The 23,059-nt window shown below is 31.3% G+C and carries 18 protein-coding genes, 1 tRNA gene and 1 pseudogene; 4 read left to right on the top strand and 16 right to left on the bottom strand.

What is annotated here, in order from left to right:
* Window positions 1–62: 62 nt before the first annotated feature.
* From AJ885_RS08350 to AJ885_RS08335, 4 genes are all read right to left on the bottom strand, one after another.
* Window positions 63–581 (bottom strand): MotE family protein, encoded by a 519-nt coding sequence (locus AJ885_RS08350; protein ID WP_002880458.1) that lies wholly within the window; start codon window positions 579–581, stop codon window positions 63–65.
* Entirely contained in the window at window positions 574–1,002 is a 429-nt protein-coding gene (locus AJ885_RS08345; protein ID WP_002880459.1) for a flagellar export protein FliJ, read from the bottom strand. The genes AJ885_RS08350 and AJ885_RS08345 overlap by 8 nt, the downstream gene beginning before the upstream one ends.
* On the bottom strand, window positions 999–2,249 hold the full coding sequence (locus tag AJ885_RS08340; protein ID WP_002862151.1) for an adenylosuccinate synthase: 1,251 nt from the start codon (window positions 2,247–2,249) through the stop codon (window positions 999–1,001). Before AJ885_RS08340 ends, AJ885_RS08345 begins: the two co-directional genes overlap by 4 nt.
* A gap of 28 nt (window positions 2,250–2,277) precedes the next feature.
* Window positions 2,278–2,375: transfer RNA gene (locus tag AJ885_RS08335), tRNA-Sec, on the bottom strand.
* Window positions 2,376–2,514: 139 nt separating this feature from the next.
* Here AJ885_RS08335 and yedE point away from each other — a divergent pair.
* Both yedE and yedF (AJ885_RS08325) read left to right on the top strand, forming a co-directional pair.
* Window positions 2,515–3,711: a selenium metabolism membrane protein YedE/FdhT gene (gene yedE, locus AJ885_RS08330; RefSeq protein WP_002880461.1), complete on the top strand. Its 1,197-nt coding sequence runs from the start codon at window positions 2,515–2,517 to the stop codon at window positions 3,709–3,711.
* Window positions 3,712–3,714: 3 nt separating this feature from the next.
* Window positions 3,715–3,942 (top strand): sulfurtransferase-like selenium metabolism protein YedF, encoded by a 228-nt coding sequence (gene yedF / locus AJ885_RS08325; RefSeq protein WP_002867050.1) that lies wholly within the window; start codon window positions 3,715–3,717, stop codon window positions 3,940–3,942.
* Between the two features lie 15 nt (window positions 3,943–3,957).
* On the opposite strand, the gene putP is transcribed toward yedF (AJ885_RS08325), so the two are convergent.
* The 7 genes from putP to fdhD all read right to left on the bottom strand — a co-directional run bounded on the left by putP (window position 3,958) and on the right by fdhD (window position 14,506).
* Window positions 3,958–5,427 carry a sodium/proline symporter PutP gene (gene putP / locus AJ885_RS08320; protein WP_002880463.1) on the bottom strand — a complete coding sequence of 490 codons (1,470 nt, stop codon included), beginning with the start codon at window positions 5,425–5,427 and terminating at the stop codon, window positions 3,958–3,960.
* A 17-nt stretch (window positions 5,428–5,444) separates the two neighbouring features.
* Window positions 5,445–8,933, bottom strand: a complete 3,489-nt coding sequence (locus AJ885_RS08315) for a proline dehydrogenase family protein (RefSeq protein ID WP_070281086.1) — start codon at window positions 8,931–8,933, stop codon at window positions 5,445–5,447.
* Between the two features lie 129 nt (window positions 8,934–9,062).
* The gene (gene selD, locus AJ885_RS08310) at window positions 9,063–10,085 is read right to left on the bottom strand and encodes a selenide, water dikinase SelD (RefSeq protein ID WP_079396812.1); all 1,023 of its coding nucleotides are present in this window, start codon (window positions 10,083–10,085) and stop codon (window positions 9,063–9,065) included.
* A 10-nt stretch (window positions 10,086–10,095) separates the two neighbouring features.
* Window positions 10,096–10,668 (bottom strand): sulfurtransferase-like selenium metabolism protein YedF, encoded by a 573-nt coding sequence (gene yedF, locus AJ885_RS08305; RefSeq protein ID WP_002867054.1) that lies wholly within the window; start codon window positions 10,666–10,668, stop codon window positions 10,096–10,098.
* Window positions 10,669–10,778: 110 nt separating this feature from the next.
* Window positions 10,779–12,881 (bottom strand): aspartate chemotaxis receptor CcaA, encoded by a 2,103-nt coding sequence (gene ccaA, locus AJ885_RS08300; RefSeq protein ID WP_002862158.1) that lies wholly within the window; start codon window positions 12,879–12,881, stop codon window positions 10,779–10,781.
* Window positions 12,882–12,993: 112 nt separating this feature from the next.
* Complete coding sequence (locus tag AJ885_RS08295; protein WP_002862159.1) at window positions 12,994–13,731, bottom strand: winged helix-turn-helix domain-containing protein; 738 nt, start codon at window positions 13,729–13,731, stop codon at window positions 12,994–12,996.
* Window positions 13,724–14,506: a formate dehydrogenase accessory sulfurtransferase FdhD gene (gene fdhD / locus AJ885_RS08290; protein WP_070210370.1), complete on the bottom strand. Its 783-nt coding sequence runs from the start codon at window positions 14,504–14,506 to the stop codon at window positions 13,724–13,726. The genes AJ885_RS08295 and fdhD overlap by 8 nt, the downstream gene beginning before the upstream one ends.
* 287 nt (window positions 14,507–14,793) lie before the next feature.
* Between fdhD and AJ885_RS10995 the strand changes: the two genes are divergently transcribed.
* Together AJ885_RS10995 and AJ885_RS10990 are read left to right on the top strand one after the other, a co-directional pair.
* Window positions 14,794–15,843 (top strand): hypothetical protein, encoded by a 1,050-nt coding sequence (locus AJ885_RS10995; protein ID WP_002881764.1) that lies wholly within the window; start codon window positions 14,794–14,796, stop codon window positions 15,841–15,843.
* 118 nt (window positions 15,844–15,961) lie between these two features.
* A pseudogene (locus AJ885_RS10990) lies at window positions 15,962–17,076 on the top strand (autotransporter outer membrane beta-barrel domain-containing protein); the annotation flags it as partial.
* Window positions 17,077–17,697: 621 nt separating this feature from the next.
* Here the strand turns inward: AJ885_RS10990 and AJ885_RS08275 are convergent.
* Genes AJ885_RS08275 through AJ885_RS08250 form a run of 5 tightly spaced genes read right to left on the bottom strand, consistent with a single transcriptional unit; the run spans window position 17,698 to window position 22,948 of the window.
* Window positions 17,698–18,630, bottom strand: coding sequence for a formate dehydrogenase subunit gamma (locus AJ885_RS08275; RefSeq protein WP_002867229.1), 933 nt, complete (start codon window positions 18,628–18,630; stop codon window positions 17,698–17,700).
* Window positions 18,627–19,268: a formate dehydrogenase FDH3 subunit beta gene (gene fdh3B / locus AJ885_RS08270; protein WP_002851264.1), complete on the bottom strand. Its 642-nt coding sequence runs from the start codon at window positions 19,266–19,268 to the stop codon at window positions 18,627–18,629. Before fdh3B ends, AJ885_RS08275 begins: the two co-directional genes overlap by 4 nt.
* On the bottom strand, window positions 19,265–22,069 hold the full coding sequence (locus tag AJ885_RS08265; RefSeq protein WP_079264430.1) for a formate dehydrogenase subunit alpha: 2,805 nt from the start codon (window positions 22,067–22,069) through the stop codon (window positions 19,265–19,267). The genes fdh3B and AJ885_RS08265 overlap by 4 nt, the downstream gene beginning before the upstream one ends.
* Window positions 22,069–22,260 carry a twin-arginine translocation signal domain-containing protein gene (locus AJ885_RS08255; protein ID WP_002851537.1) on the bottom strand — a complete coding sequence of 64 codons (192 nt, stop codon included), beginning with the start codon at window positions 22,258–22,260 and terminating at the stop codon, window positions 22,069–22,071. The genes AJ885_RS08265 and AJ885_RS08255 overlap by 1 nt, the downstream gene beginning before the upstream one ends.
* Window positions 22,235–22,948 carry a molecular chaperone gene (locus AJ885_RS08250; protein ID WP_002851502.1) on the bottom strand — a complete coding sequence of 238 codons (714 nt, stop codon included), beginning with the start codon at window positions 22,946–22,948 and terminating at the stop codon, window positions 22,235–22,237. The genes AJ885_RS08255 and AJ885_RS08250 overlap by 26 nt, the downstream gene beginning before the upstream one ends.
* Between the last annotated feature and the right edge of the window lie 111 nt (window positions 22,949–23,059).

The following is a 23,059-nucleotide window of genomic DNA, read 5'->3' as shown; positions in this document are numbered from 1 at the left end:
AATAATAGCTTATTTTTGGTAAAAGAATGTTAAAAATGAAAAATTTTCATTTTTTTAATCACCTAATTACTAGCATTATTATCTAAATTTTTTAAAAGTAAAGTAAGCTCGCTGGCTTTTTTTGGATCCATTTTAGATAAAACACCTGAAATTTTACGCGATTCCAAAGAAAGCATTATTTTGCTTGCATCCTCTGCATCCATTTGACTTAAAACATCTGCAATGGCTGCATCTTTCATTTGGGAGTAAATTTCTTTAACCCTACCTTGAGTTTTATCATTGATTGAATTTAAAATCTTTTGTTGTTCTTCTACAAGCCTTGCGTTTTCAAGTTTTAATTCTTCAATTTTTGCCAAAGTCGCATTAACCTCAGCCTCTTTTTTTTCTAAATTTTCAAGCCTTTCTTTTTGCAAAGCTTCAAAAGAGGCTTTATAAGCTTCTAAAGATTGTCTTGCTTCATCAAATTCTCTAGCTTGCAATTCAATTTGAGCTTTTCTAGCTTCAAAATATTGTTCACAATCTTGTTCAGCTCCAAAAACTACACTTGAAATAAAAACTAACAATATAAATTTTTTAATCATCTTTTTCCCCTTTGAAAAAACGACTGATTGCAATTTCATCTAAAAATTTTTCTTCAGCCTTCGCAAGTTCTTTTTGTTTTTGTTTAATTTCTTCAGTTTCCAAAGCCTTCATTTTTTCATAATCTAAATGCGCTTTTTGATATAAAAACTGATAATGATTCATTTCCTTTTTAGAAAGCTCTACTTTCTCCTTAGCTCTTGCCAAAGCCTCGCGTCCTACTTGCGCCATACTTAAATTTGATCTTAACTCTGCTATAGATCCTGATTTTGGCAATACGCCTAAACTTTCACACTCTTGGCGTGAAAGTTCATAAGCTTTTTCATGTTCAAGCTGTCTTTGTTTGGCTTGATTAAGATTTGATTCTGCTTTATCAAGTTGTTGTTTTCTTACTTTTACAACAGAATTATATTTACTTTTCATAAGATGATAGTATCATCTCTTTCAGGGCTAGTGGAAATATACTTTACTTTAACCCCTGCAAGCTCTTCAAGTCTTGCTATATATTTTTTAGCATTTTCTGGCAATAAATCATAATCTTTTATACCAAAAACTTTATCCCAACCATCCATTTCTTCATAAATAGGTTGAACATTTTCTAAATCGCTTGGTATATAGTCGATTTCCATGCCCTTATATTCATAAGCACGACAAATTTTTATCTTTTCAAAACCATCTAAAACATCAAGCTTCATCAAAGATAAAGCATCAAGACCATTAAGCCTTGCTGTATATCTTACAGCAACCGCATCAAACCATCCACAGCGTCTTTTACGTCCTGTGCTTACGCCAATTTCTTTTCCAATTTGTGCAATTTTTTCTCCATCTTCGCCCTTATCCTCAGTAGGAAAAGCTCCATTTCCCACACGCGTTGCATAAGCTTTTACAATACCTATAATATTTCCCGCTTCTTTAGGATTTAACCCAAGTCCTGTTAAAGCGCCTGCTGAAATAGTACTTGAACTTGTAACATAAGGATAAGTTCCATGATCAATATCAAGCATAGAGCCCTGAGCTCCTTCTAAAAGTACTCTTTTATCTTCATCTAAAGCCTTCCAAAGCATTCTTGTAGTATCTGTAATATAAGGAGTTAAAATTTCATTAAAGCGTTTTAAATCAGCAAGCAATTCTTCAGCACTTGGAATTTCAATTTCAAGCATTTCAAAAAAAGTTTTATTAGCTTCAAAATCTTTCATCAAAGCCTCACAAAGTCTTTGTGGTTCTAAAAGCTCTCCAACTCTATGTCCTGTACGATTAATCTTATCTGCATAAGAAGGTCCTATACCCTTACCTGTTGTTCCTATGGCATTTTTGCCTTTGAGTTTTTCTTTTGCAATGTCTATTAAAGAATGATGTTTTAAATTTAAATGAGCTCTATCGCTGATATATAATCTACCTTTTAAATTTTCAAATTGAGCCATTTCAGCAATCAATACTTCAGGAGAAACCACAACTCCATTTCCGATAATATTAATACATCTTGGATGCAAAACTCCACTTGGCATAAGATGAAGCGCATATCTTACACCATTTACCCAAATCGTATGTCCTGCATTGTGTCCACCTGCACTTCTGCAAACAAAATCATAATTTTCACATAATTTATCAACTACCTTACCTTTTCCTTCATCGCCCCATTGAATGCCGACAATAATATCTGCTTTGCTCATAAAAATTTCCTTGATTTTACTTTAATATTGGCGAGAAGATGAGAGAATCGAACTCCCCAAAGAATAGTCAACTATCCTTTCATCTGATTTGAAGTCAGTGGCGATCACCAGATACGCTAATCTTCCAAAGCGATAATTATAGCGATTTTTAATGAAAAACAAAATAAATTTATCAATATTCTTTTTGACTTCATATTAAATTTAAGCTATAATCTCACTCTTTTTTAGCATCAAGTTTTGATGATTACATTATTAGGATCTTTCTTTGAATTCTTTTAAACAAAAATATTTAATCAATTTTTGGGACAATTCCCATTCTATGATTGCACTTGGAATTTTAAGTGCAGTGTATTTTGGGATTTTTGGTGGCGTTTGGGCTGTTACTGGAGAAATGACGCGTTGGGGCGGTGAATTTCTAGAACTTTTAGGTATGAATTTAGATGGATATTCTTATTACCAAAAGCAAAATTTAAATGGAACCCCTTTAACAAGAACTGATGGTATTATGCTCATAGGTATGTTTATAGGTTGTTTAGTAGCCGCACTTTTAGCTAACAAAGTCAAATTTCGTCTACCTGCTAGCAATATAAGAATTTTTCAAGCAATAGTAGGTGGAATTCTTTCAGGATATGGAGCAAGACTTGCGTTTGGATGTAATTTAGCTAATTTTTTTACAGGTTTACCTTATTTTTCTTTACACACTTGGCTTTTTACTGTTTTTATGGTTTTAGGAATTTATCTAGGAGTGAAAATTTGCAACACTTCCTTTTTTAAACCTAAAGCTAAATTAGAACGGGTAAATAAAGAAAACTTGCCGCTAAACAAGCAAAGTTTGCGTACAAAACTATATTTTAACTTAGGCATATTACTTTTCATAGCCTTTTTAGCTTGGGTGTTTTATCTTGTTTTTACAAACGGCAATATCAGCACACAAAACAAAGCTTTAGCACTGATTTTTGGTTTTGTTTTTGGTTTTGTTATCTCTAGGGGGCAAATTTGTTTTACCTCTTGCTTTAGAGATTTGTTTTTATTTGGTAGAGATAATGCTATAAAAGGCGCATTAATTGGCATGATTATCGCTTCTTTAATCGCTTTTGCTTTTATCTTACAAGGCCATACTAGCAAACTCATAGAACTTTCTCCTGCTGTAGCTGTAGGAGCATTTTTATTTGGTTTTGGCATAGTTTTTGCCGGAGGTTGCGAGTGTGGTTGGGCTTATCGTGCCTTTGAAGGGCAAAGTCATTTTATGATAGTAGGAATTGCAAATATAATAGGAACTATGATTTTAGCCTTAAGTTATGACTTTTTACCAAAAGCTTTTAAAGAAGGTATAAAAATCAATCTTTTAACTGAATTTGGCAATTTAAATGGATTTTTTATCAATCTTATTTTATTCATCTTAATGTTTGTTTTTGTAGTATTTTACAAAAAACACTTCTTTAAAAATCAACTTAAAGGATAAACAATGAAAATTACTTATAGTTTAAATTTACAAGGTGAAGCTTGTCCTTATCCTGCTATAGCAACACTTGATGTCTTACCTAAGCTTCAAAGTGGAGAAATTTTGGAAGTGCTTTGCGATTGCCCACAAAGTATCAATTCCATACCTCAAGATGCAAAAAACCGTGGCTTTAAAGTGCTTGAAATCGATCAAAGTGGACCCACGCTAAGATTTTTAATACAAAAGCCTTAAAAAAGGCTTTTGTTCTCAAAGCTCTTTTAACATCTTTTCATAAGCTGCTTTAGTTCCAGATCTTACATTTGTAAACAAACTTGCAATAATAATTACCACAGAAGCTGCTAAAAACCCTGGAACTATTTCATAAAGACCCGAATTTGCAAAATTCTTCCAAAGTACCACAGTAGCAGCTCCTGTTATCATACCTAAAATCGCTCCTACTCTTGTCATCCTACTCCAAAATAAAGAAAAAAGCATTACAGAACCAAAAGAAGCTCCAAATCCAGCCCATGCATAAGAAACTATACTCAAAACACTTGAATTTTTATCAGTAGAAATCAAAAACGCTATTACAGCTACCAGTAAAACACCTAATTTACCTAAATTTAATACAACATGACTTGGCGCATCTTCTCTAAAAATCTTTTTATAAAAATCTTCCGCTATAGTAGAACTTGAAACCAGCAATTGTGAACTTGCCGTACTCATAATAGCCGCTAAAATAGCACTGAGTAAAATGCCTGCTATCCAAGGATTAAATAAAAGCTGCGACATCACGATGAAAATCTTTTCAGGATCTTGCAGGCTTAATTCAAATTTATACACATAAGCTATACCCAAAACACCTATCATACAAGCACTTAAAAGACAAACCACCATCCAAGCAATACCTATAAAAGTGGCCATAGGAATATCTTTAGTAGAACGAATCGACATAAAACGCACTAAAATATGTGGTTGACCAAAATAGCCCAAACCCCAAGCAAGTGCAGATATAATGCTTACAACTCCTACTCCTTCGCCCATAGATAAAGCTTGTGGTTTAATTTCTTTAACTATATTCATCGCTTCGCCAAAGCCACCTAAATGATAAAGCATAACCAAAGGCACAATAATTAAAGCCATCATCATTAAAAGCCCTTGTATCATATCCGTCCAACAAACCGCCTTATATCCACCTAAAAAAGTATAAGCAACAATAATAATCGTTCCAGTAGTTAAAGCATAATCATATCTGATACCAAAAGTACTTTCAAAAAGTTTGGCTCCACTTACAAGCCCCGATGAAACATAAAAGGTAAAAAATATCAAAATTACCACCGCACATACTATGCGAAGTATATGTTTGTCATCATCAAAACGAGTTTCAAAATAATCAGGAATAGTCAAAGAATTGGCAATAACACTGGTATAAATTCTAAGTCTTTTTGCTACAAAAATCCAATTTAAACTAGCCCCTATGGTAAGCCCGATCGCAATATAAGAATCTATAAAACCACTTACATATAAAGCTCCTGGTAATCCCATTAAAAGCCAACCACTCATATCAGAAGCCCCTGCGCTAAGTGCAGATATCACAGGCCCCATAGTACGCCCACCTAAAAAATAATCCTCTGAATTTTTATTTTGCTTATAAAAATAAAAACCTATATAAAGCATCAATAAGGCATAAACTACAAACATCACTGCTATTGGGGTATTAATTTGAACTACTTCCATCAAACTCTCCTTAATCATTAAGATATTGCTCTAATGCCTAAATTTCCATAGCGATGAAAAGATATACTTAAAGCTTTTTCATTAAAATAATTTAAAAGTTCAAAACGACCATTTAACAATGGCTTTTCTCTTATGATGATTTTAGCAAGCTTTGCAGCCTCTTTATAAATCTCATCATTTACATCTGGCTTTGCCAAATAACGCACTCTTTCATATTCTTTAATACTCTTGATAAAATTTTCTTTATTTTCTTTTAAAAATAATACTTTTGCTCCTATGCTTTGAACAATTCGTTCTATCATACTAATATCTTGTTCATCATAACTGATACCTAGATCAATATTTGCAATATTTGCACCTAAAACCACCCCTAAAACATCTTTTAAGCTTTCATTTCCACAAAGTCTTAAAACCATATTCTTTATTTTAGTATAAGAAAAAAGATTATCTTCTCCACGTATATTGACATAATCTTTTGAAACACTAAACTCATTTTTATAATGATAAGCATAAGATTGAGACATTTTAATTAAATCATTCATAAAATCTTGTGCTTCTTTTAAATCTATTTGTGCTAATTTTTTTGAAAATTTATCTTCAATTAAATGATCATCAAAATCTTCTTGCTTAATCTCTAAAAATTGAGTGATATAATTATAAATTCCCACTTTTCTACCCAAACCTATGGCAGATTTTTTAATCCCACCAAAAGGTTGACGCAGAACTATAGCCCCTGTGGTTGGTTTATTGATATAAATATTTCCTGCTTCTATATGAGTGTGAAAATACTCCCATTCTCTTTCATCTAAGCTTTCAAAACCTGCAGTTAAACCATAACCTGTGGAATTTACTATATCAATAGCTTCTTTTAAGTCTTTAGCTTTCATTACACTTAAAATCGGCACAAAAAGTTCATTCATATGGGTAAAATCACCCTTTTTAGTGCCGTATTTTATGCCTGGAGTCATTAAATAAGGATTATCCTCTAAAAACTTAGGTTTTAATGCCCATTCTTCATAAGGTTGTAATTCATCCAAAGCCTTTTGAACTTTAGAACTTGGCTTATCAGCTAAAGCACCTAATTTATTTTTAAATTCAAAAGGACTGCCCACTGCCATAGAACTTGCAGCATCCACTAAAGTCTTTTTAAATTCTTCATCATGATAAACCTCTTCTTCTAAGACTAGCAAAGAAGTAGCTGAACATTTTTGACCGCTATTGCTAAACGCAGAATGAATGATATTTTTAATCGCACTATCACGATCAGCAAATTTAGAAACTATAGTCGCATTCTTTCCTCCCGTTTCAGCACTTAAAAGCAAGGTTGGATTAGCTTTTAACATAGCATAAGCAGTATCCTCTCCTCCTGTAAGAATTGAAAATTTAATCGCTTCATCAACAAGTAAATATTTAGAAATATCGCTTCCTTTTGAAGGTAAGAAAATCAAAGCATCTTTTGGAATACCTGCATCCCAAAAACACTTACAAAGCATATAACCTGTTAGGGTTGAAAGTGAAGAAGGTTTGTAAATCACCACATTACCTGCAGCTAGTGGTGCAGCTATGGTGCCCACTGAAATCCCTATAGGAAAATTCCAAGGAGCTATGGTAACCCCTATGCCCTTAGGCTTGAATTTAACTTTTGGATTTTGTTTTTTAAGCTCTTCTAAAGAGTGCGGATAAAACTCTATAAAATCGATAGCCTCACTTACTTCAGGATCGATCTCTAAAAAGGTTTTGCCCACCTCTAAAGCTGCCAAACCTATCAAATCTCCCCTTCTTTCTCTCATAAGTTTTGCACTTTTAGCTAAAATTTGATAAATTTCATCATGACTTTTTTGTGTATATTTGGAATTTTTAGCTACTTCTAAAGCTTGTTTAATTTCTTTTTCTCCTGCTAAATAAGCCTTTCCTATTACTCTATCTTCAATCTTATCTTTAACCTCTAAAACATTTAAATTTTCTGCTTTAAAATCAAACTCACCTATGACAGGATAAACATCATAATCTTTTAAATTTTCATATTTAGCTTTAATTTCTTTAGCCCATGCTCTATTTTGCACTAAAATAAAATCCGTATCACTTTCGTTGCTAAATTTTTTACTTTCATAAGAACTTATGATATTTGATTCTTTATTTCTATCTTGCTTGCGATGTGTAGTATTATCAAGAGTTTTTATGCCTTCTAAAGATTTTAAAAAAAGTTCTTTTTGGATATTCCAGTTTTTATCTCCTACTTTAAGATTGAAAAAATAACGCATAAAATTATCTTCACTTGTATTTTCATCAAGGCGTCTTACAAGATAAGCAATAGCATTGTTAAAATGTGCTTCATCACAAACTGGGGCATAAAGGATTAAATCATGCATTTTGGATAATTGATAAGAACATTGCAAACTCATACCTTCAAGCATTTCAAAAGTAAAAGAATCTAAAGCACCCGCTTCACTTATACGTGTATAAGCATAAGCAATCTCAAAAATATTATGACTTGCAATTCCTATGTTGATGTATTTATAATTATCTCCTTCAAGAATAAAATCAAGCATTTTATTATAATTGCTATCAGTATCTATTTTTTTGTAAAAAGTAGGAAGTTCCCAGCCTTTTTGAGATGCAATAGTTTCTTCACTTTCCATATTAGCACCCTTAACAAAACGGATCTTAATAGGCTTCATACCTTTTAAAACCCTCTCTTTTGAAAAAGCAAAAAGTTTTTTAAGATACTCATAAGAATCAGGAATATAAGCTTGCAAAACAATCCCCGCTTTAATATCAAATTTGGCTACACTTTCTATAAAAGCTACAACAGTAAGTTCTAAATCTCTAAATTCCTCCATATCAAGATTGATAAATTTAGAAACACCTTGTTTTTTCTCTTCTTCTAAGGCCAAAGCATAAAGATAATCTAGTCTTTTTACTACCTCTTCTTTGGAATAATCAAAATCTATAATATTAATTTGTGAAAAAATAGTAGTAATTTTTATGGAAATATAAGTGATATAACTTGATTTTAAAGCCTCTTCATATTTTTGCATACGATATTTACTCTCAGCTTCACCTAAAACCTCTTCACCGATTAAATTCACATTTAAGGTAATTTTATCTTGCTCTTTTCTTTTCTTAATATGTGGTTCTAAAACACTAGGGTTTGCATCTAGAACCATAGCTTTAGTATCTTCTCTTAAATGTTTGACAAAAAAAGGTACACTTAAATTAGGAGCAAATTTGCCAAAATTTAAAAAGCTAAAAAGTAGGAATTTTTCAAAAGTGCTAAAAAAATCCGCTATGCCATATTTACTCAAAATATATTCTATAAGCTCAAAACTTGCATTTTTATCTTTACATCTAAAAGAACGATCTAAAAGTTCTATAAGCATAACTTTATTTTTGGGATTATTAAGAAGTTTTTGCATTTTAGCATGAAATTCTTTTTCAGAATTTGAAATATTAGCTTCTATTTGTCCTTGCAATTCTTCAGCTAAGGCTAAAGCTTTTTGTATCATTTCGTATCTCCTAAGATAAAATAAATTTTAATAAATAATATATAAATAAGATAAAAATAATATTTTAAATCATAGAAAATGTATAAAAAATGATAAAAAAAATTTTAATGGGTATATAAGTAACAAAAATTAAGAAATGATAATATCATTTTCTTGCTTATTTACAACCTTAGCAATAATTTTAGCTTGAATATTTTCATCTTCTAGTTTTTTTAAACATTCTAAGGATTCTTTTTCACTTATAGAAATTAAAAGTCCTCCTGAAGTTTGCGGATCACAAAGTAATAATTTTTCTTCATTTAAATCAGGGATAAGTTCTTTTATAAATTCTAAATTTTTATAAGCTCCAGCAGGAATTAAACCCATATTAAAATACTCTTTTACTCCATCTAAAAAAGGAAGTTCACTTTCAAAAATTTCAAAAGAAATATTTTTATTTAGCATTTCTTTTAAATGACCTAAAAGTCCAAAACCTGTGACATCACTCATGGCGCTTGGGTGAAATTTAAGAGCAATTTGACTGGCTTTATAATTTAACTCCATCATACTTTTAAGCATTATATCTAAATGTTTTTGATTTAGCATTTGTGCCTTTAAAGCTGTACTTAAAATTCCTGTTCCTAAAGGCTTGGTTAAAATGATACAATCTCCAACTTTAGAAGTATTATTAGCAATAAATTTACTAGGATGTACTTTTCCTGTAACACTAAGTCCAAAAAAAAGCTCAGTGCTTTCTATAGTATGGCCACCCACAACTAAAGCATTGCATTCTTGAATCTTATCATTTGCACCTTCTAAAAGCTCTTTTAAGATATTTAAATCATGATTACAAGTATCAAAACCTACTATATTTAAGGCATTAATCACCTCTGCACCCATAGCAAAAACATCGCTTAAAGCATTTGCTGCGGCAATAGTACCAAAATGATAAGCACTATCTACTATAGGAGTGATAAAATCAAGCGTTTGCACCAAAGCTAAATCGCGGCTGATTTGATATACACTTGCATCTTCATTATTTCCAATATCGCTAAGTAAGGCAGGGGTTTTTTGCATGAAATTTAAAATTGTTTTAAGACCACCCGGGCTTAATTTCGCTGCTCAGCCTGCTGCTTTAACAAAATGCGTTAAATTTTGATTTTTATATTGCAGTGTTTTTCCTTTACAAAGTAATAATCTTTGCTTTACCAAAAAGCTCGTTTAAAATTTCATAAGCATTGCCTATATTTCCTATTTTAAGTTCTTTGCTTTTATTAAAAAATTCCAAACAAGCTCCGCAACTTATGATCTCAATACCTAAATTTTCAAGTTCTTTCATAGCTAAATGTGCTTTATGATTTTCATCAACATTGATTAAAACACTTTCATTTACGCAAAGAATTTTACTTGGAGCATGATCTAAATTTTTTAAGGTACTTAAAAATCCTACAAGTAAATTTTGTCCCAATTCACCCTCACCCACTTTGTCGGTTTTTAAAAATAAAACATTATAATCGTGAATATTTACTTCACTAGAATTAAAATTCTTTTTTTGCACTTTGATGCAAAACTCTTGTGCATTTTCATCTATAATAGGATTTAAATTTAAAGAGTTAAGAAATTTTACAACATTATTTTTTGAAATAATAGAATTTAAAACAATTTCTAAAATTTCATTTTCTTGAAGTTTTTCAAGAGCGTTTTTTGTTTCAACTATAGGCTGAGGACAAGAAAGATTGCGACAATCAATTTTCATTATTTTTCCTTGATATTAGCTTTGAAAAATAATATTATTTTATTACTTGTTTTGTGTTTAAAAATTTTAAATAATATAGAAAAAATTCAAAAGCTCAAAAATGAGCTTTTTTAAAATCTTTTTTTATTCACATCTTCAAGAATTGCTGCAGCAATTTGATTGACTTCATTTGTTATATTATTGGTAACATTTGCAACTTCGACATTTTCCTTAGTTACAGTTTCAAGTTGTGCTATAGCATCGTTAATCTGTGTGATTCCTGCTGTTTGTTCTTTTACAGATTCTGCTACTTCATTTACGCTTTGAACAAGTATATTAATATTTGCCTCGATTTCAGATAAGGATTTCCCTGTTCTTTCCGCAAGCTGTCTTACCTCATCTGCAACAACTGCAAAACCACGCCCATGTTCTCCAGCACGTGCAGCTTCAATAGCTGCATTTAAAGCAAGAAGATTCGTTTGCTCAGCGATATCTTTAATCACATTGACAATATTTTTTATATCATCAGCTTGCGAAGCAACCTCAACTGTTTTTCCACTTACATTTTGCATAGAAGAATTAATCTCCTCTACAGCTGCAGCCGATTGTTCTAAAGAACTCGCTTGTGCATTAGAGCCATCAGCAAGTTTTTGCATAGAATTTTTTAACTCTTCTGACTGATTGGCTAAATCTTTAGCAAAATTTGAAGAAGCTACAAGCATCTTTTTAATTTCTTTACCTAAAATATTAGTTGTAATCTCAACTTCGCCTTTAGCATCAAGCACCTCTGTGCTAAAATCAAGCGCTTTATAACTATCAAAAACTCTATTAATTTCATTCATATTAGAACCAATTTTACTTTGCAAAACATCAAGCATTCTATTAAGAACATTTTTAAGTTCTACTAATTGAGGGTTTATAGGATTTTTAGTAATTCTTGCAGTTAAATTACCTTTTTCAATTTCTTTAGCAGTTTGCACCGATTCATCTACAGCATTTTGATCTTGCTCTAAAGATATTTGAATCTTTTCAATATTTTCATTTATGATTCTTCCCATTGCCCCTAATTCATCATTGGCTCGAATTTTAATTAATTTAAGCTCAATTTTTTCATGATTTAAGAAACGGAAAAAAGATTCTAAAGAGTTAAGAATAATTGGTAATCTTGTTGCAACAATTTTTCTTACGCAATAATAAACCACTCCCAAAACAACAAAAATAAAAATAAAAGATGCGCTAATAATAATTAATTGTAATTTTTTCAAAGGTTCAAAAACTGAATATTTAGGGGCAGTTACCAAAACTGTCCAAGAGCTATCTTGCACTTTAAAACTATTAATCGCGGCATAAGAATCATCACCATCAAAAGCTATATAGTTAAAAACTCCATTTTTTCCTTCGCTCATAGCCTTATAAGTCTCTTGTGCGCCTTTGTTAGGATTGACATCTTTTAAATTTTTTAAAACCAAATTTTTATTAGGGTGAATTGCAACAAGACCATCTGAATTTAAAAGAACTCTTAATTCTCCATCATATTTTTGACTCTTGGGATCTAAAAGATAAGTAGCAATAGCCGAAAAATTCAAAGTCATACCGATAACACCTACAACTTGATTCTTTCGGTCAAATATAGGCATAGCAATATTTACAGCATCAAAATCTTGACCTTCTAAATTCATCCTAATAGGACGTCCTATATATACTTTATTTTCCCCATATTTTGCTTTTTTTAATATATCTTGCACAACTTGTAAATTAGCTATTTCATCACTAGCTTGTATTGCTTTTATCCCGCCTTTACTATCTTTTTCTTCATCAACATAAAGCATAACAAATTTTCCACTTTGAGTATTGAAAAATTTACTCTCCTCTTTAAAATATTCTGGCGGATCGATAAGATACAAATAAGTAAAATTAGAATAAGCACTATTATCAAAAGTATTGGTTATAATATTTGTTATACTGTCTATATCTAAATTTTCTTTTGAAGTTGATCTAAACATTTCTGTTAAAGTACCTGAAATACTTTTATTTAAAGCAATCATTTCCCCAAAAATTCCTTGAGTTTGGGTAGCATATTCTTTCGTGATAGAAGCTAGAATATCTTCTGTATTTTTGGTAATATTTTGACTTACTTGTTTTGTGATTAATGAAATTAGAATAATAAGCCCAATAACAACAACAGTTGCTACAGAAAAAATAAGTTTTAAACCTATATTTAAAGATTTAAACATCTTAATAACTCCTAAAATAAAATTTTGGATTTTATATTTTAACATATTTTTTAAAAAAATACTATTAATTAATTATAAAAATATTATGTATTAGTATTTTTTGATAGAAGATTTATTTTTTTCCTTTTAAGAACAATTCTTTAAAGCGTTTATTAGCGTATTCTTCTATATCCTTTTGCAAAATAGAGTAATTTTCCATTAATTCCAAAGCTCTAGGAGTAAGTTTTGTTCCTGATTCTTTAGAGCGTCCTTGTCGTGTGCTAACTAAAATTTCTTGAGAATTTTTTTGTAAGGTTTGTAAATGCATCCAAGCTTTTTTATAATTAATCCCCATAAGTTTAGAAGCATGCAATAAACTACCTGTTTGTCCGATAAGCTCTAAAAGTTCTGTTTTTCCTCGTCCAAAAAGCAAATCTCCATCCGCATTTTCAATCCAAGTTTTTGTTCTTACTATAAATTGCTTACCTTTTTTTTCTTTAAAACAACCAAGTTGACAATACTTTACATCAACCTTATAAGCTTTTAAAGCTGAACGCATACTTTTAAGTCCACAACCTTCTTTAGCAATATCTCTTGCATCTTTACAAAAAATTCTACGCTTTTCATCTAAACTAGGTTCTATTTTTTTAAGCACTTCAATCTTTGCTTTTTCAAAATCTAAATGTCCAAATTGCCCCAACTCGCAATTATCAATTCTCATGTGATTTTCATCGGCTAATTGTCCGATTTTTTCTATATTTATATTAAATTTCTTTGCAATTTTAAAAGCCGTACCACAATCTAATTTTTCATTACTATTTAACAATTCTCTCATGTATGAGATGATTTCTTTTTCTTGATTTTTATCCATGAATTCTAAATTCTCCACTATAAATATTGATCTTATTTTCTCTAGCAAAACCACAAAGCGTTAAATCAAATTTTCTTGCTATCATAACCCCTAAACAAGTAGGAGCCGTGCGTGAAACAAGCACTGAAATTTTATGCATAACTGCTTTAGCTACCATTTCAGAACTTAGCCTTCCACTAACCATTAAAAAACATTGACTTAAATCAACCCCAGCTAAACGTGCTTTTCCTAAAGCTTTATCTATGGTATTATGTTGAGCTATATCTTCACCTATAAAAAAAGTTTTCTCATCTACAAAAAGCTTAGCCGTATGCACACAGCCTGTTTTCTCGTAAAGCTCGCATTGAGTATAAAAAGTACTCATTTGTTTTAAAATTTCATCTTTGCTAAATTTTACATCAGAACTAATTTTACTCGCTTCAATGGCTTCTAAATCGATATTTGCAGTATGTGCTCTACCACAACCACTTATAACTACGCCTTCAGCATTAAGCTTTGCTAAATTTTCTTTATCAATCTTTGCTTTGATATGCACACTCATACCATCATCTTTTGTTTCTATGTTCTCAATATCGCTTACTTTTGCAATGATATTTTCGCTCATTAAATACCCTATTGCTAGTGCCTGTTCATCTACAGGAGTTGCCATTAAAGCACCTACTTTTTCATCATTAATAAAAATTTCAAGCTTAATTTCACGTACTAAAGTATCATCGCATGTAAAAGATTCATCACCTTTATATTTTAAAATTTGGGTTGTAAATAAGGGTTCCATAAGCTTTCTCTTTTCGCGTTATTTTAAAAATTTAATTATATCAAAAAAACATAATTAAAAGTAATACTGATAAAAAAATAGGGATTTAATTTATAATTTTTAAGAATTTTAAAGCATTTTATATCAAAAAAACATAAATTTACTCTTTAAACTCTTCAAGTGAAAATATACTAACAATTTGAAATTTAAAAACAAAAATAAAATTTTCTCTTTATAAAATTACTTCTTAAGCTCTTTTTTATGGGGAGGGGTATAATGGTTTTTTATTTTTTGTATAAGGAGAATTTATGAAGCTTTCGTTTTCGGCGAGTAAAGTTTTAGTGGGTTTTGGCTTAGGTGCTGCACTTTGTAGCAATGTAATGGCAGTAGATTTAAATTCTAAAAATACCTTAGTTGAAGCTCAGACAACACCAACTGAAATAGAACTAGATGGGATTAGCGGAAAAAATCTGCAAGATTATTTTGAAGTTAAAGGGCAAGATGTAGTTTTAATAAATGGAGATAGTTTAAAAGGCAATGATTTAACCATAAAATCAAACATTCCTAGATTTGATGATGAAAGCTTTTTAAATCCAGATGATAAAGATATCGATACTGATGAATTTAAGTATGTCTTTGATTTGGGTGATAAAAATACTTTAAATATCGAAAATGTTGGTATGGAAAGTTCTTACATTGCAAATCTTTATGTAAATGCTAAAGAAACCATACTTAAAGATATGAATTTATATGTCAATCAAAGCGGCTCGGTGTTCAATGGAGATTTAAGCCTTAGCGGAACTAATTTAGTAGAAGATGATACACAAAAAGGCTCAAGAGTATCTGTATATGGAAATAACCTTGTCGTAAATGGAAATTTAAATGCAGACAAAACCTTTTTTGAATTTGGCAATCCTTATGCAGTGCAAAATTATTCTATAAAAGTTGCTAATAATGCGAATATCACTAATTCTAAATTTAGCGTAAATGGTACATCTTTTAGAGATTTGCTTGCTAAAAACACACTTTTAATCCAAGCACAAGGATTTAATAAGGATATAAGCACATCAAATACAGCTGAAGCTTCATATGGCAAATTTGCAAGTGATTATATCGATATAGATAAAAATCAAGACACCTTTCAAAGTATAACACTTGATAAAAATTTGCTGGATATGGAATTAGTAGATTACAATTTAAAAGAAGTAAATTGCGGATCTAACAAATGCTTGGTAGCAAATGGAACAGCAACTGAGCATTTAAAAAATACTCTAACTCAATTAAAAATTGACTTAAAAATGCTAGAAAAACTAATAAAACAATTTAATGATAATGAACAAATAAAAAAAACAGCTTGAAGACCAAAAAAATAAATTAAATGAAATAATACAAAAAGGCGAAAACAATCCAAACTTAGACAAAGAAGTAGTAAAATTATACAACCTTAAAGAAGGAAGTGCTGAATATAATGCTGTACTTAATCTTAGAGAAATCGCAGACAAACTTGTAGACAAGGTTTAGGACTAGATTTAAAAAGTTTTAGCGGTGTAAAACTAGCCCTACAAATCAAAAAAGACACAGACAATACAGGTAAATCTGTATCTAATCTCAATTCAGCTTCTAGTGCAGTAAATACCACTATGAATATTTCTAATGATGTTTCTATAGGTTCTCGTGTAGCAATGCTAAACAATCCTTTTGGAACTTATGCTTCTAAAATGAATGGCCTTAAATTTGCTGCTTTAGATAGTGATATGAGACCAAGCTATGTAAATGAATATACCAATAGTATTTGGGCTAATGCTTTTGGTGATGCTAACATTATCGATGGAGATAGTGGTGCAATGTATGGTGCTACCGTAGGGGTAGATAAACAAGCTAATGATAATGTTTTATGGGGTGCTTATTTTACTTATGCAAATGCTAAAATCAAAGACAATAATTTAGAACAAAAAAGCGATAACTTCCAATTAGGTATGTATTCTACTATCAATATAGCTCCACAATGGGAACTTAATCTTAAAGCTTATGCTCAAGTTTCTCCAACTAAACAAGACAATATTCAAACAGATGGTGCATATAACTCAGATTATACAAGCAAATTCTTAGGATTTAGTGCTAATGTAGGTCGTGTGTTTGACTTTAGTGATAATACTTTATTTATTAAACCTTTTGCAGGGATAAATTATTATTTTAGTTATACTCCATCTCATACAGAAAATGGTGCTATTGCTAAAGATATTGATTCTATGAAAAACAATTCTGTAAGTGTTGAAGTGGGTGCTGAATTTAGAAAATATATGAATGAAAACTCTTATATTTTTGTAACTCCAAAAATAGAACAATTTGTTATCAATAATGGTGATGATTACACAGCTAATTTAGCTATAAATAATGCTTTCTTTACTAGTGTAGAAGCTAACAACAAGAAAAAAACATACAGACAAATTATCGTAGGGGGTAATGTAGATTTTACAAATCAACTCAGTATGAATCTTGGCTTTGGTGCTAAACAAATACTAGCAGGTAAAGTAGATAATAAAAATGAAACTTACTTAAGTGGTCAAGTAGGACTTAAGTATAAATTTTAATCTTAAACTTTTTGAGAATTCTTTACAACGAAATTCTTGTTAAAACACAAGAATTTAAAAGTTTTAACCTATATAGTACGGCAATCTCTGCCGTGCATAGGATTAAAAGAGATATAACAAACACGCTTTTTTACTACGCAGTGTAGATTAAAATGTAAATGTTTTTAAGAAATTAAATTAGAAATAAATTTATTTTAAAATATTTTTAATCACTTTTACTTTGACTAAATTTAAAAACATCTTAAAAATTAATAATATTCCTTAATAAAAAAAGATAAAAAATGCTAAAGTTTAAAAAACCTAGTGTTTATGGAGATTAGAATGATTAAAGAACAATATTTATAATTGCTTTAATTGTTCTTATTCTTATAGCTAATTTAATCAAACAATAAAATATGTTAAAACCTTACTTAGTCAATCTTTAAACACAAATTCTTACTAGGCTTTGGTAGAGAGTTTAGCCTAGATCAAATCTCACCCCAAAATAAAAATCTAATTTAATTAAACTTATTTTATTAATGAAAAAAAGTCCTTAATATAAAATATCGAATTTAAGTATAAGAATTTTATAAATATTTAAATTTAAAAATCTCTCTTAAACTAAGAGAGATTGATAAAAAATTAAATTTTCACATTAGGATCATAAGAAAAACTAGGTTCAATTTGCTTTTTATTGCTTAATTCTTTATACCAATAAGAATGTAAAATATAAACCTCTTCTTCTTCTTTATAACCACTAATCATAGAATGGATACTGCCTTTGATTGCAAATACTGCCATATAAATATGCACGCCAAAAAACACTGCACACACTATACCCAAGAAATTATGCACTATAGCTGAAATTCTTAAAAGTTCAATTTGAGTTAAACCAAAAAGACCTTGAATTGCCGTGGAATTAAAATCAAGAAAATACATAAATCCACCTGTAATTATCATCAAAAATCCACCAAATACAGCTATATAATACCAAGATTTTTGACCAAAATTAAACTTACCTGCAGGTACAGGACGTTTTACTTTGCTTAAATAACCACCTACTATCATCATCCATCTGATATCATAACTTGCAGGAAGCATTCTTTTAATCCACCATAAAAACATAGGGATTATAGAGATGATAAATAAAACCGTTGCAAAAGCATGTAAATTTTTACAAACCCTTACAAAAAGTCCGCCTCCAAAAGTCGCCCCAAACATCATCACAAAACCAGTTGGCACTAAAATCACCCAAGAAATTGCCGCGATAAAATGAAAAAGTCTTTCAAATAATGTAAAAGCATAAATTTTCTTTCCATCGTGTGAAAATTGCTTAGGTCCTATAACCATATAATGCAAAGCAAATGCAGATAATACCGCAATAACAGCGATTAAAGCTATAGTAGCTATATATTCACCTTGCAAAGTTGTCCAAAGTTTGCCAAAAGTATCATAATTTGGGATATTTGTAATACGATGAAAATCCCAAATTTGAGTATCTTGTCCCATTCTCTCGCTACCATAAGCAAATAAACTTACCACGCTTAACAAAAGCGTTACAAATACTTTTCTCATAAGCGTTCCTTTCCTGTGTAAGCAATCTTCCACTCCAAACTTTCTGAAGGATTTGGAATGCCATAATTTCTATTCATAAGTCTATTATGATAAATCTCTTCTATTTTAGAACTTTCACCTACTAAAAGTGCTTTTGTCGAACACATCGCAGCACATACAGGAACTTTTCCTTCTGCGATACGATTTTGACCATAAAGTTCTCTTTCTTTTTCTGAATTCGTTGCTTCAGGGCCACCTGCACACATAGTACATTTATCCATAATGCCTTTATTTCCAAAAACACTATCTTTTGGAAATTGTGGTGCACCAAAAGGACAAGCATAAAGACAATATCCACAACCTATGCAAATTTCTTTATCGTGCAAAACAATACCATCAGCACGGATGTAAAAACAATCCACAGGACAAACGATAGAACAAGGAGCATCATCACAATGCATACAAGAAATAGAAGTTGAAACTTCTTTTCCTTGAATTCCTTCATTTAAAGTAATCACACGGCGGCGGCGAATATGAATAGGAAGCTCATGTGCTTCATCACAAGCTACCGCACAACCATTACAATCAATACAACGCTCATTATCACAAAAGAATTTCAAGCGTTCTTTTTCTAAATTTGCAAAATTTACCTTACTCATTTTCCATCCTTACTGATTCTACAAAGCCCACCTTTAGTCTCTGGAATCTGACACATGATATCATAACCATAATTTGTTACCGTATTAGCACTTTCTCCGCTTGCATAAGGCTTAGTTCCTTCTGGGAAATTGTGCGTTAAATCCACGCCTTGCATAACTCCTGTAAAATGGAAAGGCAAGAAAATCATATCTTTTGCTACACCTGGATTAACCTTCACTCTTACATGAATTTTAGTGCCTTCTGGAGAATGTACCCAAATCATATCTCCTGCTTTAATGTCTTGCTCTTTTGCTAATTCAGGATTGATCTCACAAAACATTTCAGGTGTTAAACGCGTTAGATACATAGACGCTCTATTTTCCATACCTGCACCATTTAAATTCACAAGTCTTGCGGTAACAAGATTAAGCGGGAATTCTTTAGAATAATCCTTAGCTTGTTGTACAGAAACAAATTTAGTATCCACGCGATAAAGTGCTTTTTGATCTTCAAAACTTGGATATTTTTGCACCAAATCGTTTCTTGGAGAATGTAAAGGCTCACGGTGGAGTGGAATTTTATCTTTAAAAGTCCAAACTACAGCTCTAGCTTTAGCATTTCCATAAGGAACTATGCCTTTTTCTATACATTTAGTTGCTATGATATTGCTATCATCATAAGACCAAGTTGATCCCATTTTTTCTTTTTCTTGAGCACTTAAAGTAATGCCTAAAACTTTTTCTATATTATCTTTAGTAATTTGTGGATAACCTGTATCAATAGGCGAATTTAAAGGCGCATTTTTAGCAAGTAAACTCTCTCCTTCATACTCAAGTCCAAAATTGTTTCTAAAGCCCATACCACCTTTTGCTACTTCAATGTCGGTATTATAAAGCACAGGAGAACCTGGATGCTTATCACTCCAACAAGGCCAAGGAAGCCCGTAATACTCGCCAGCAACTTCGTCTTTTCCTTCTAAAGTTACCTCATCAAATTTATCCCAGTATAAAGTATGTTTTTTAAGCCTTTCAGGACTCCAACCATTAAGCCCTATACTTCTAACTGCTTTTGCAATTTCTCTTGTTGCATTTTCAGGCCAAACGATCTCACCTTTTTCATCGCGTAAAGTCTTGGTAAAGTCTTCATAAAAACCTAATTTTTTAGAAAGCTCAAATAAAATTTCTTGATCTTCCATGCTTTCATAAAGTGGATCTACAACCTTAAATCTCCATTGTCCACTACGATTTGTAGCTGTTACACTTCCGCTTGTTTCAAACTGTGTTGCTGCAGGTAAAAGATAAATCCCATCTTTTCTTTCTGCGATAATCCCTGCTTCATTTACAAAAGGATCAGCCAAAACTAAAAGCTCTAAAGCTTCCAAACCTTCTTTAACTTTTACTTGTTGTGCGGTTGAAGTGATACCATTTCCCATAACTACTAAAGCTTTTAAAGGCGTTCCTGCATTATCGATAGCATCATTTCCATCTTTTCCATTTAAAGCTGCTGCCCACCATCTAGCAAGTGAAAGTCCGGTTTTATGCATCCAATCTTTACTTACAAAATTTCCTAAAAGCCATTCATAATCCACACCCCAAATTTTGGCATAGTATCTCCAAGTCGCTTCATTTAAAGGATAATAACCAGGTAAATTTTCACTCAAACAAGCCATATCCGAAGCACCTTGAACATTATCGTGTCCGCGTAAGATATTAACTCCGCCACCAAATTTACCTATATTTCCAAGTACCATTTGCACAATAGGTGCTAAACGTGTATTTGAAGTTCCTACAGTATGTTGAGTTAAACCCATAGCCCAAATAAGCGTAGTTGGTTTGTTTTTAGCTACTTCGTGAGTGATTTGCACCAAAAGTTCTTTAGAAATTCCCGTAACATTTTCTACTTCTTCGGCTGTCCATTTTGCTGCTTCTTCGCGAATTTTATCAATTCCAAAAACTCTTTCATCAAGATATTTTGTATCTTCTAAACCTTCATCAAAGATGATTTTTAGCATTCCATACATGAAAGCAATGTCAGTTCCTGGACGAATTCTTGCATAAATATCCGCTTTTGCTGCACTTTTTGTAAATCTAGGATCTACAACGATAAGCTTTGCACCTTTTTCTTTTGCTTTTAAGAAATGTCTAAAACCCACAGGGTGATTTACCGCTGGATTTGCTCCAATGATAATGATACATTTACTTCTTTGGATGTCTCCAAGATGGTTTGTCATAGCGCCATAACCAAATGTATTCGCCACACCGGCGACTGTTGCGCTGTGTCAAATTCTAGCTTGATGATCTACATTGTTCGTTCCAAAAAATGCTGCAAATTTTCTTATATAATAAGCTTGTTCATTATTAAGTTTTGCAGAACCTAAAAACATAACACTTTCAGGATTTTCTTTACGATAAGCAGCTAGTTTTTCTCCGATCTCACTTAAAGCTTGCTCATAACTTATGCGTTTCCATTCTCCATTTTCTTTTTTCATAGGATATTTTAAACGCACATGTGAACGCACCATATCGATCATATCAGATCCCTTGCAGCAATGTCCACCTGAACTCACAGGATGATCTTGAGCGATTTCTTGACGCACCCAAACACCATTTTGCACTTCTGCAATAATCCCACAGCCTACAGAACAGGCTGTACAAACTGTTTTTACTTTTTTACTACCTTCATAAGCTTCTTTAAGCTCATCAGCACTCGCTTCTCTTAAAGTTTCACTTCTAGCAAGCAACGGTGTTGCTAGGCTTGAAAGTGCTGCCATTTTAAGAAAAGAACGACGCGTAAGCTTGATATTTTCACCTACACTTGACATTACTCAGCCTTTATATAATAATTTTCCCAATTAGCACTTCTTTGAAAAAGCACTTCTTTTTTCTTACTTTTACCTTTAACCAAATCTTTTCTTTCTTCATCTTTAGCTAGAGCTAAAGTTGTGCTACCAAGCACTCCAGCAGCCCCTAAGGCAAAAGCGGATTTTTTAAGAAATTCCCTGCGATTTTTCACGAGTCCTCCTTTGTTTATTTGCTTCTCTTCTTAAAAATTCTGAACGCGATAGATCGTTTTGCACTTTTTTAGAATTTATTTTTGCAGGTTTTTCCACTTCAAAGCAAAGTCTTTCAAATTCCATAAAAGCCGATGCAATACTTGCAATTTCCTTATATAAATTCGCATTTTTATTCATGAAAACATCGCCTAAAAACTCATCAATGCTTTTATTGATCACTTTTTCAAAAAGCTCTTTGGCTAAATCATCTTCATTTTGCCTTAAAAATTCACTCATTAACAATAAACAAAATCCAACACTATCTTCACTTTCTTTAAAAAATTTTTCATTGCGTCTTATTTTACTTTTGACTAAAATTTGACGCACGCAAAGTAAAGGATTTGAATTTTCAAAACCTTCTTCTATGTAAGAAAAAGTCGTTGGAATGCTATTTTTAAGACTTAAAAAAAGCAAATCATATTCTTTAAAAAATGCTTGTATAGAATTTTCATCATCTAAATGCTTAAGCAAGATATCAAAATTTGATTTTAAATTTTCATCAAATAAACATTCTTGCATTGTCTTTAAATACTCTTGTAATTTTGACAATCTTTCTTCAGAAAATGAAAAAACAAAAAGCTCTCCTAGACATTGATAATAAAGACTTCTAGCTAATCTTAATTTTTCCAAATCCATTAAAGCCCCCATGCATTCAAAATTTTCAAAAATAGCTTTAAATTTTGCTTGAATGAATATTATGCAAAATATACCTAATATTCATTTTAAAGCCGATTTTTAAATCGATTTATCTTAATACTA

The organism is Campylobacter sp. BCW_6464, assembly GCF_001762775.1.
GTDB lineage: Bacteria > Campylobacterota > Campylobacteria > Campylobacterales > Campylobacteraceae > Campylobacter_D > Campylobacter_D jejuni.
This window is presented reverse-complemented; position numbering and strand designations above follow the sequence as displayed.

Excerpts from the sequence above, each read along its gene's own strand:
- AJ885_RS08350 (WP_002880458.1), bottom strand. The coding sequence starts at position 581 with ATGATTAAAAAATTTATATTGTTAGTTTTTATTTCAAGTGTAGTTTTT.
- AJ885_RS08345 (WP_002880459.1), bottom strand. The coding sequence starts at position 1,002 with ATGAAAAGTAAATATAATTCTGTTGTAAAAGTAAGAAAACAACAACTT.
- AJ885_RS08340 (WP_002862151.1), bottom strand. The coding sequence starts at position 2,249 with ATGAGCAAAGCAGATATTATTGTCGGCATTCAATGGGGCGATGAAGGA.
- yedF (WP_002867050.1), top strand. The coding sequence starts at position 3,715 with ATGAAAATTACTTATAGTTTAAATTTACAAGGTGAAGCTTGTCCTTAT.
- putP (WP_002880463.1), bottom strand. The coding sequence starts at position 5,427 with ATGGAAGTAGTTCAAATTAATACCCCAATAGCAGTGATGTTTGTAGTT.
- AJ885_RS08315 (WP_070281086.1), bottom strand. The coding sequence starts at position 8,933 with ATGATACAAAAAGCTTTAGCCTTAGCTGAAGAATTGCAAGGACAAATA.
- yedF (WP_002867054.1), bottom strand. The coding sequence starts at position 10,668 with ATGAAAATTGATTGTCGCAATCTTTCTTGTCCTCAGCCTATAGTTGAA.
- ccaA (WP_002862158.1), bottom strand. The coding sequence starts at position 12,881 with ATGTTTAAATCTTTAAATATAGGTTTAAAACTTATTTTTTCTGTAGCA.
- AJ885_RS08295 (WP_002862159.1), bottom strand. The coding sequence starts at position 13,731 with ATGGATAAAAATCAAGAAAAAGAAATCATCTCATACATGAGAGAATTG.
- fdhD (WP_070210370.1), bottom strand. The coding sequence starts at position 14,506 with ATGGAACCCTTATTTACAACCCAAATTTTAAAATATAAAGGTGATGAA.
- AJ885_RS10995 (WP_002881764.1), top strand. The coding sequence starts at position 14,794 with ATGAAGCTTTCGTTTTCGGCGAGTAAAGTTTTAGTGGGTTTTGGCTTA.
- AJ885_RS08275 (WP_002867229.1), bottom strand. The coding sequence starts at position 18,630 with ATGAGAAAAGTATTTGTAACGCTTTTGTTAAGCGTGGTAAGTTTATTT.
- fdh3B (WP_002851264.1), bottom strand. The coding sequence starts at position 19,268 with ATGAGTAAGGTAAATTTTGCAAATTTAGAAAAAGAACGCTTGAAATTC.
- AJ885_RS08250 (WP_002851502.1), bottom strand. The coding sequence starts at position 22,948 with ATGGGGGCTTTAATGGATTTGGAAAAATTAAGATTAGCTAGAAGTCTT.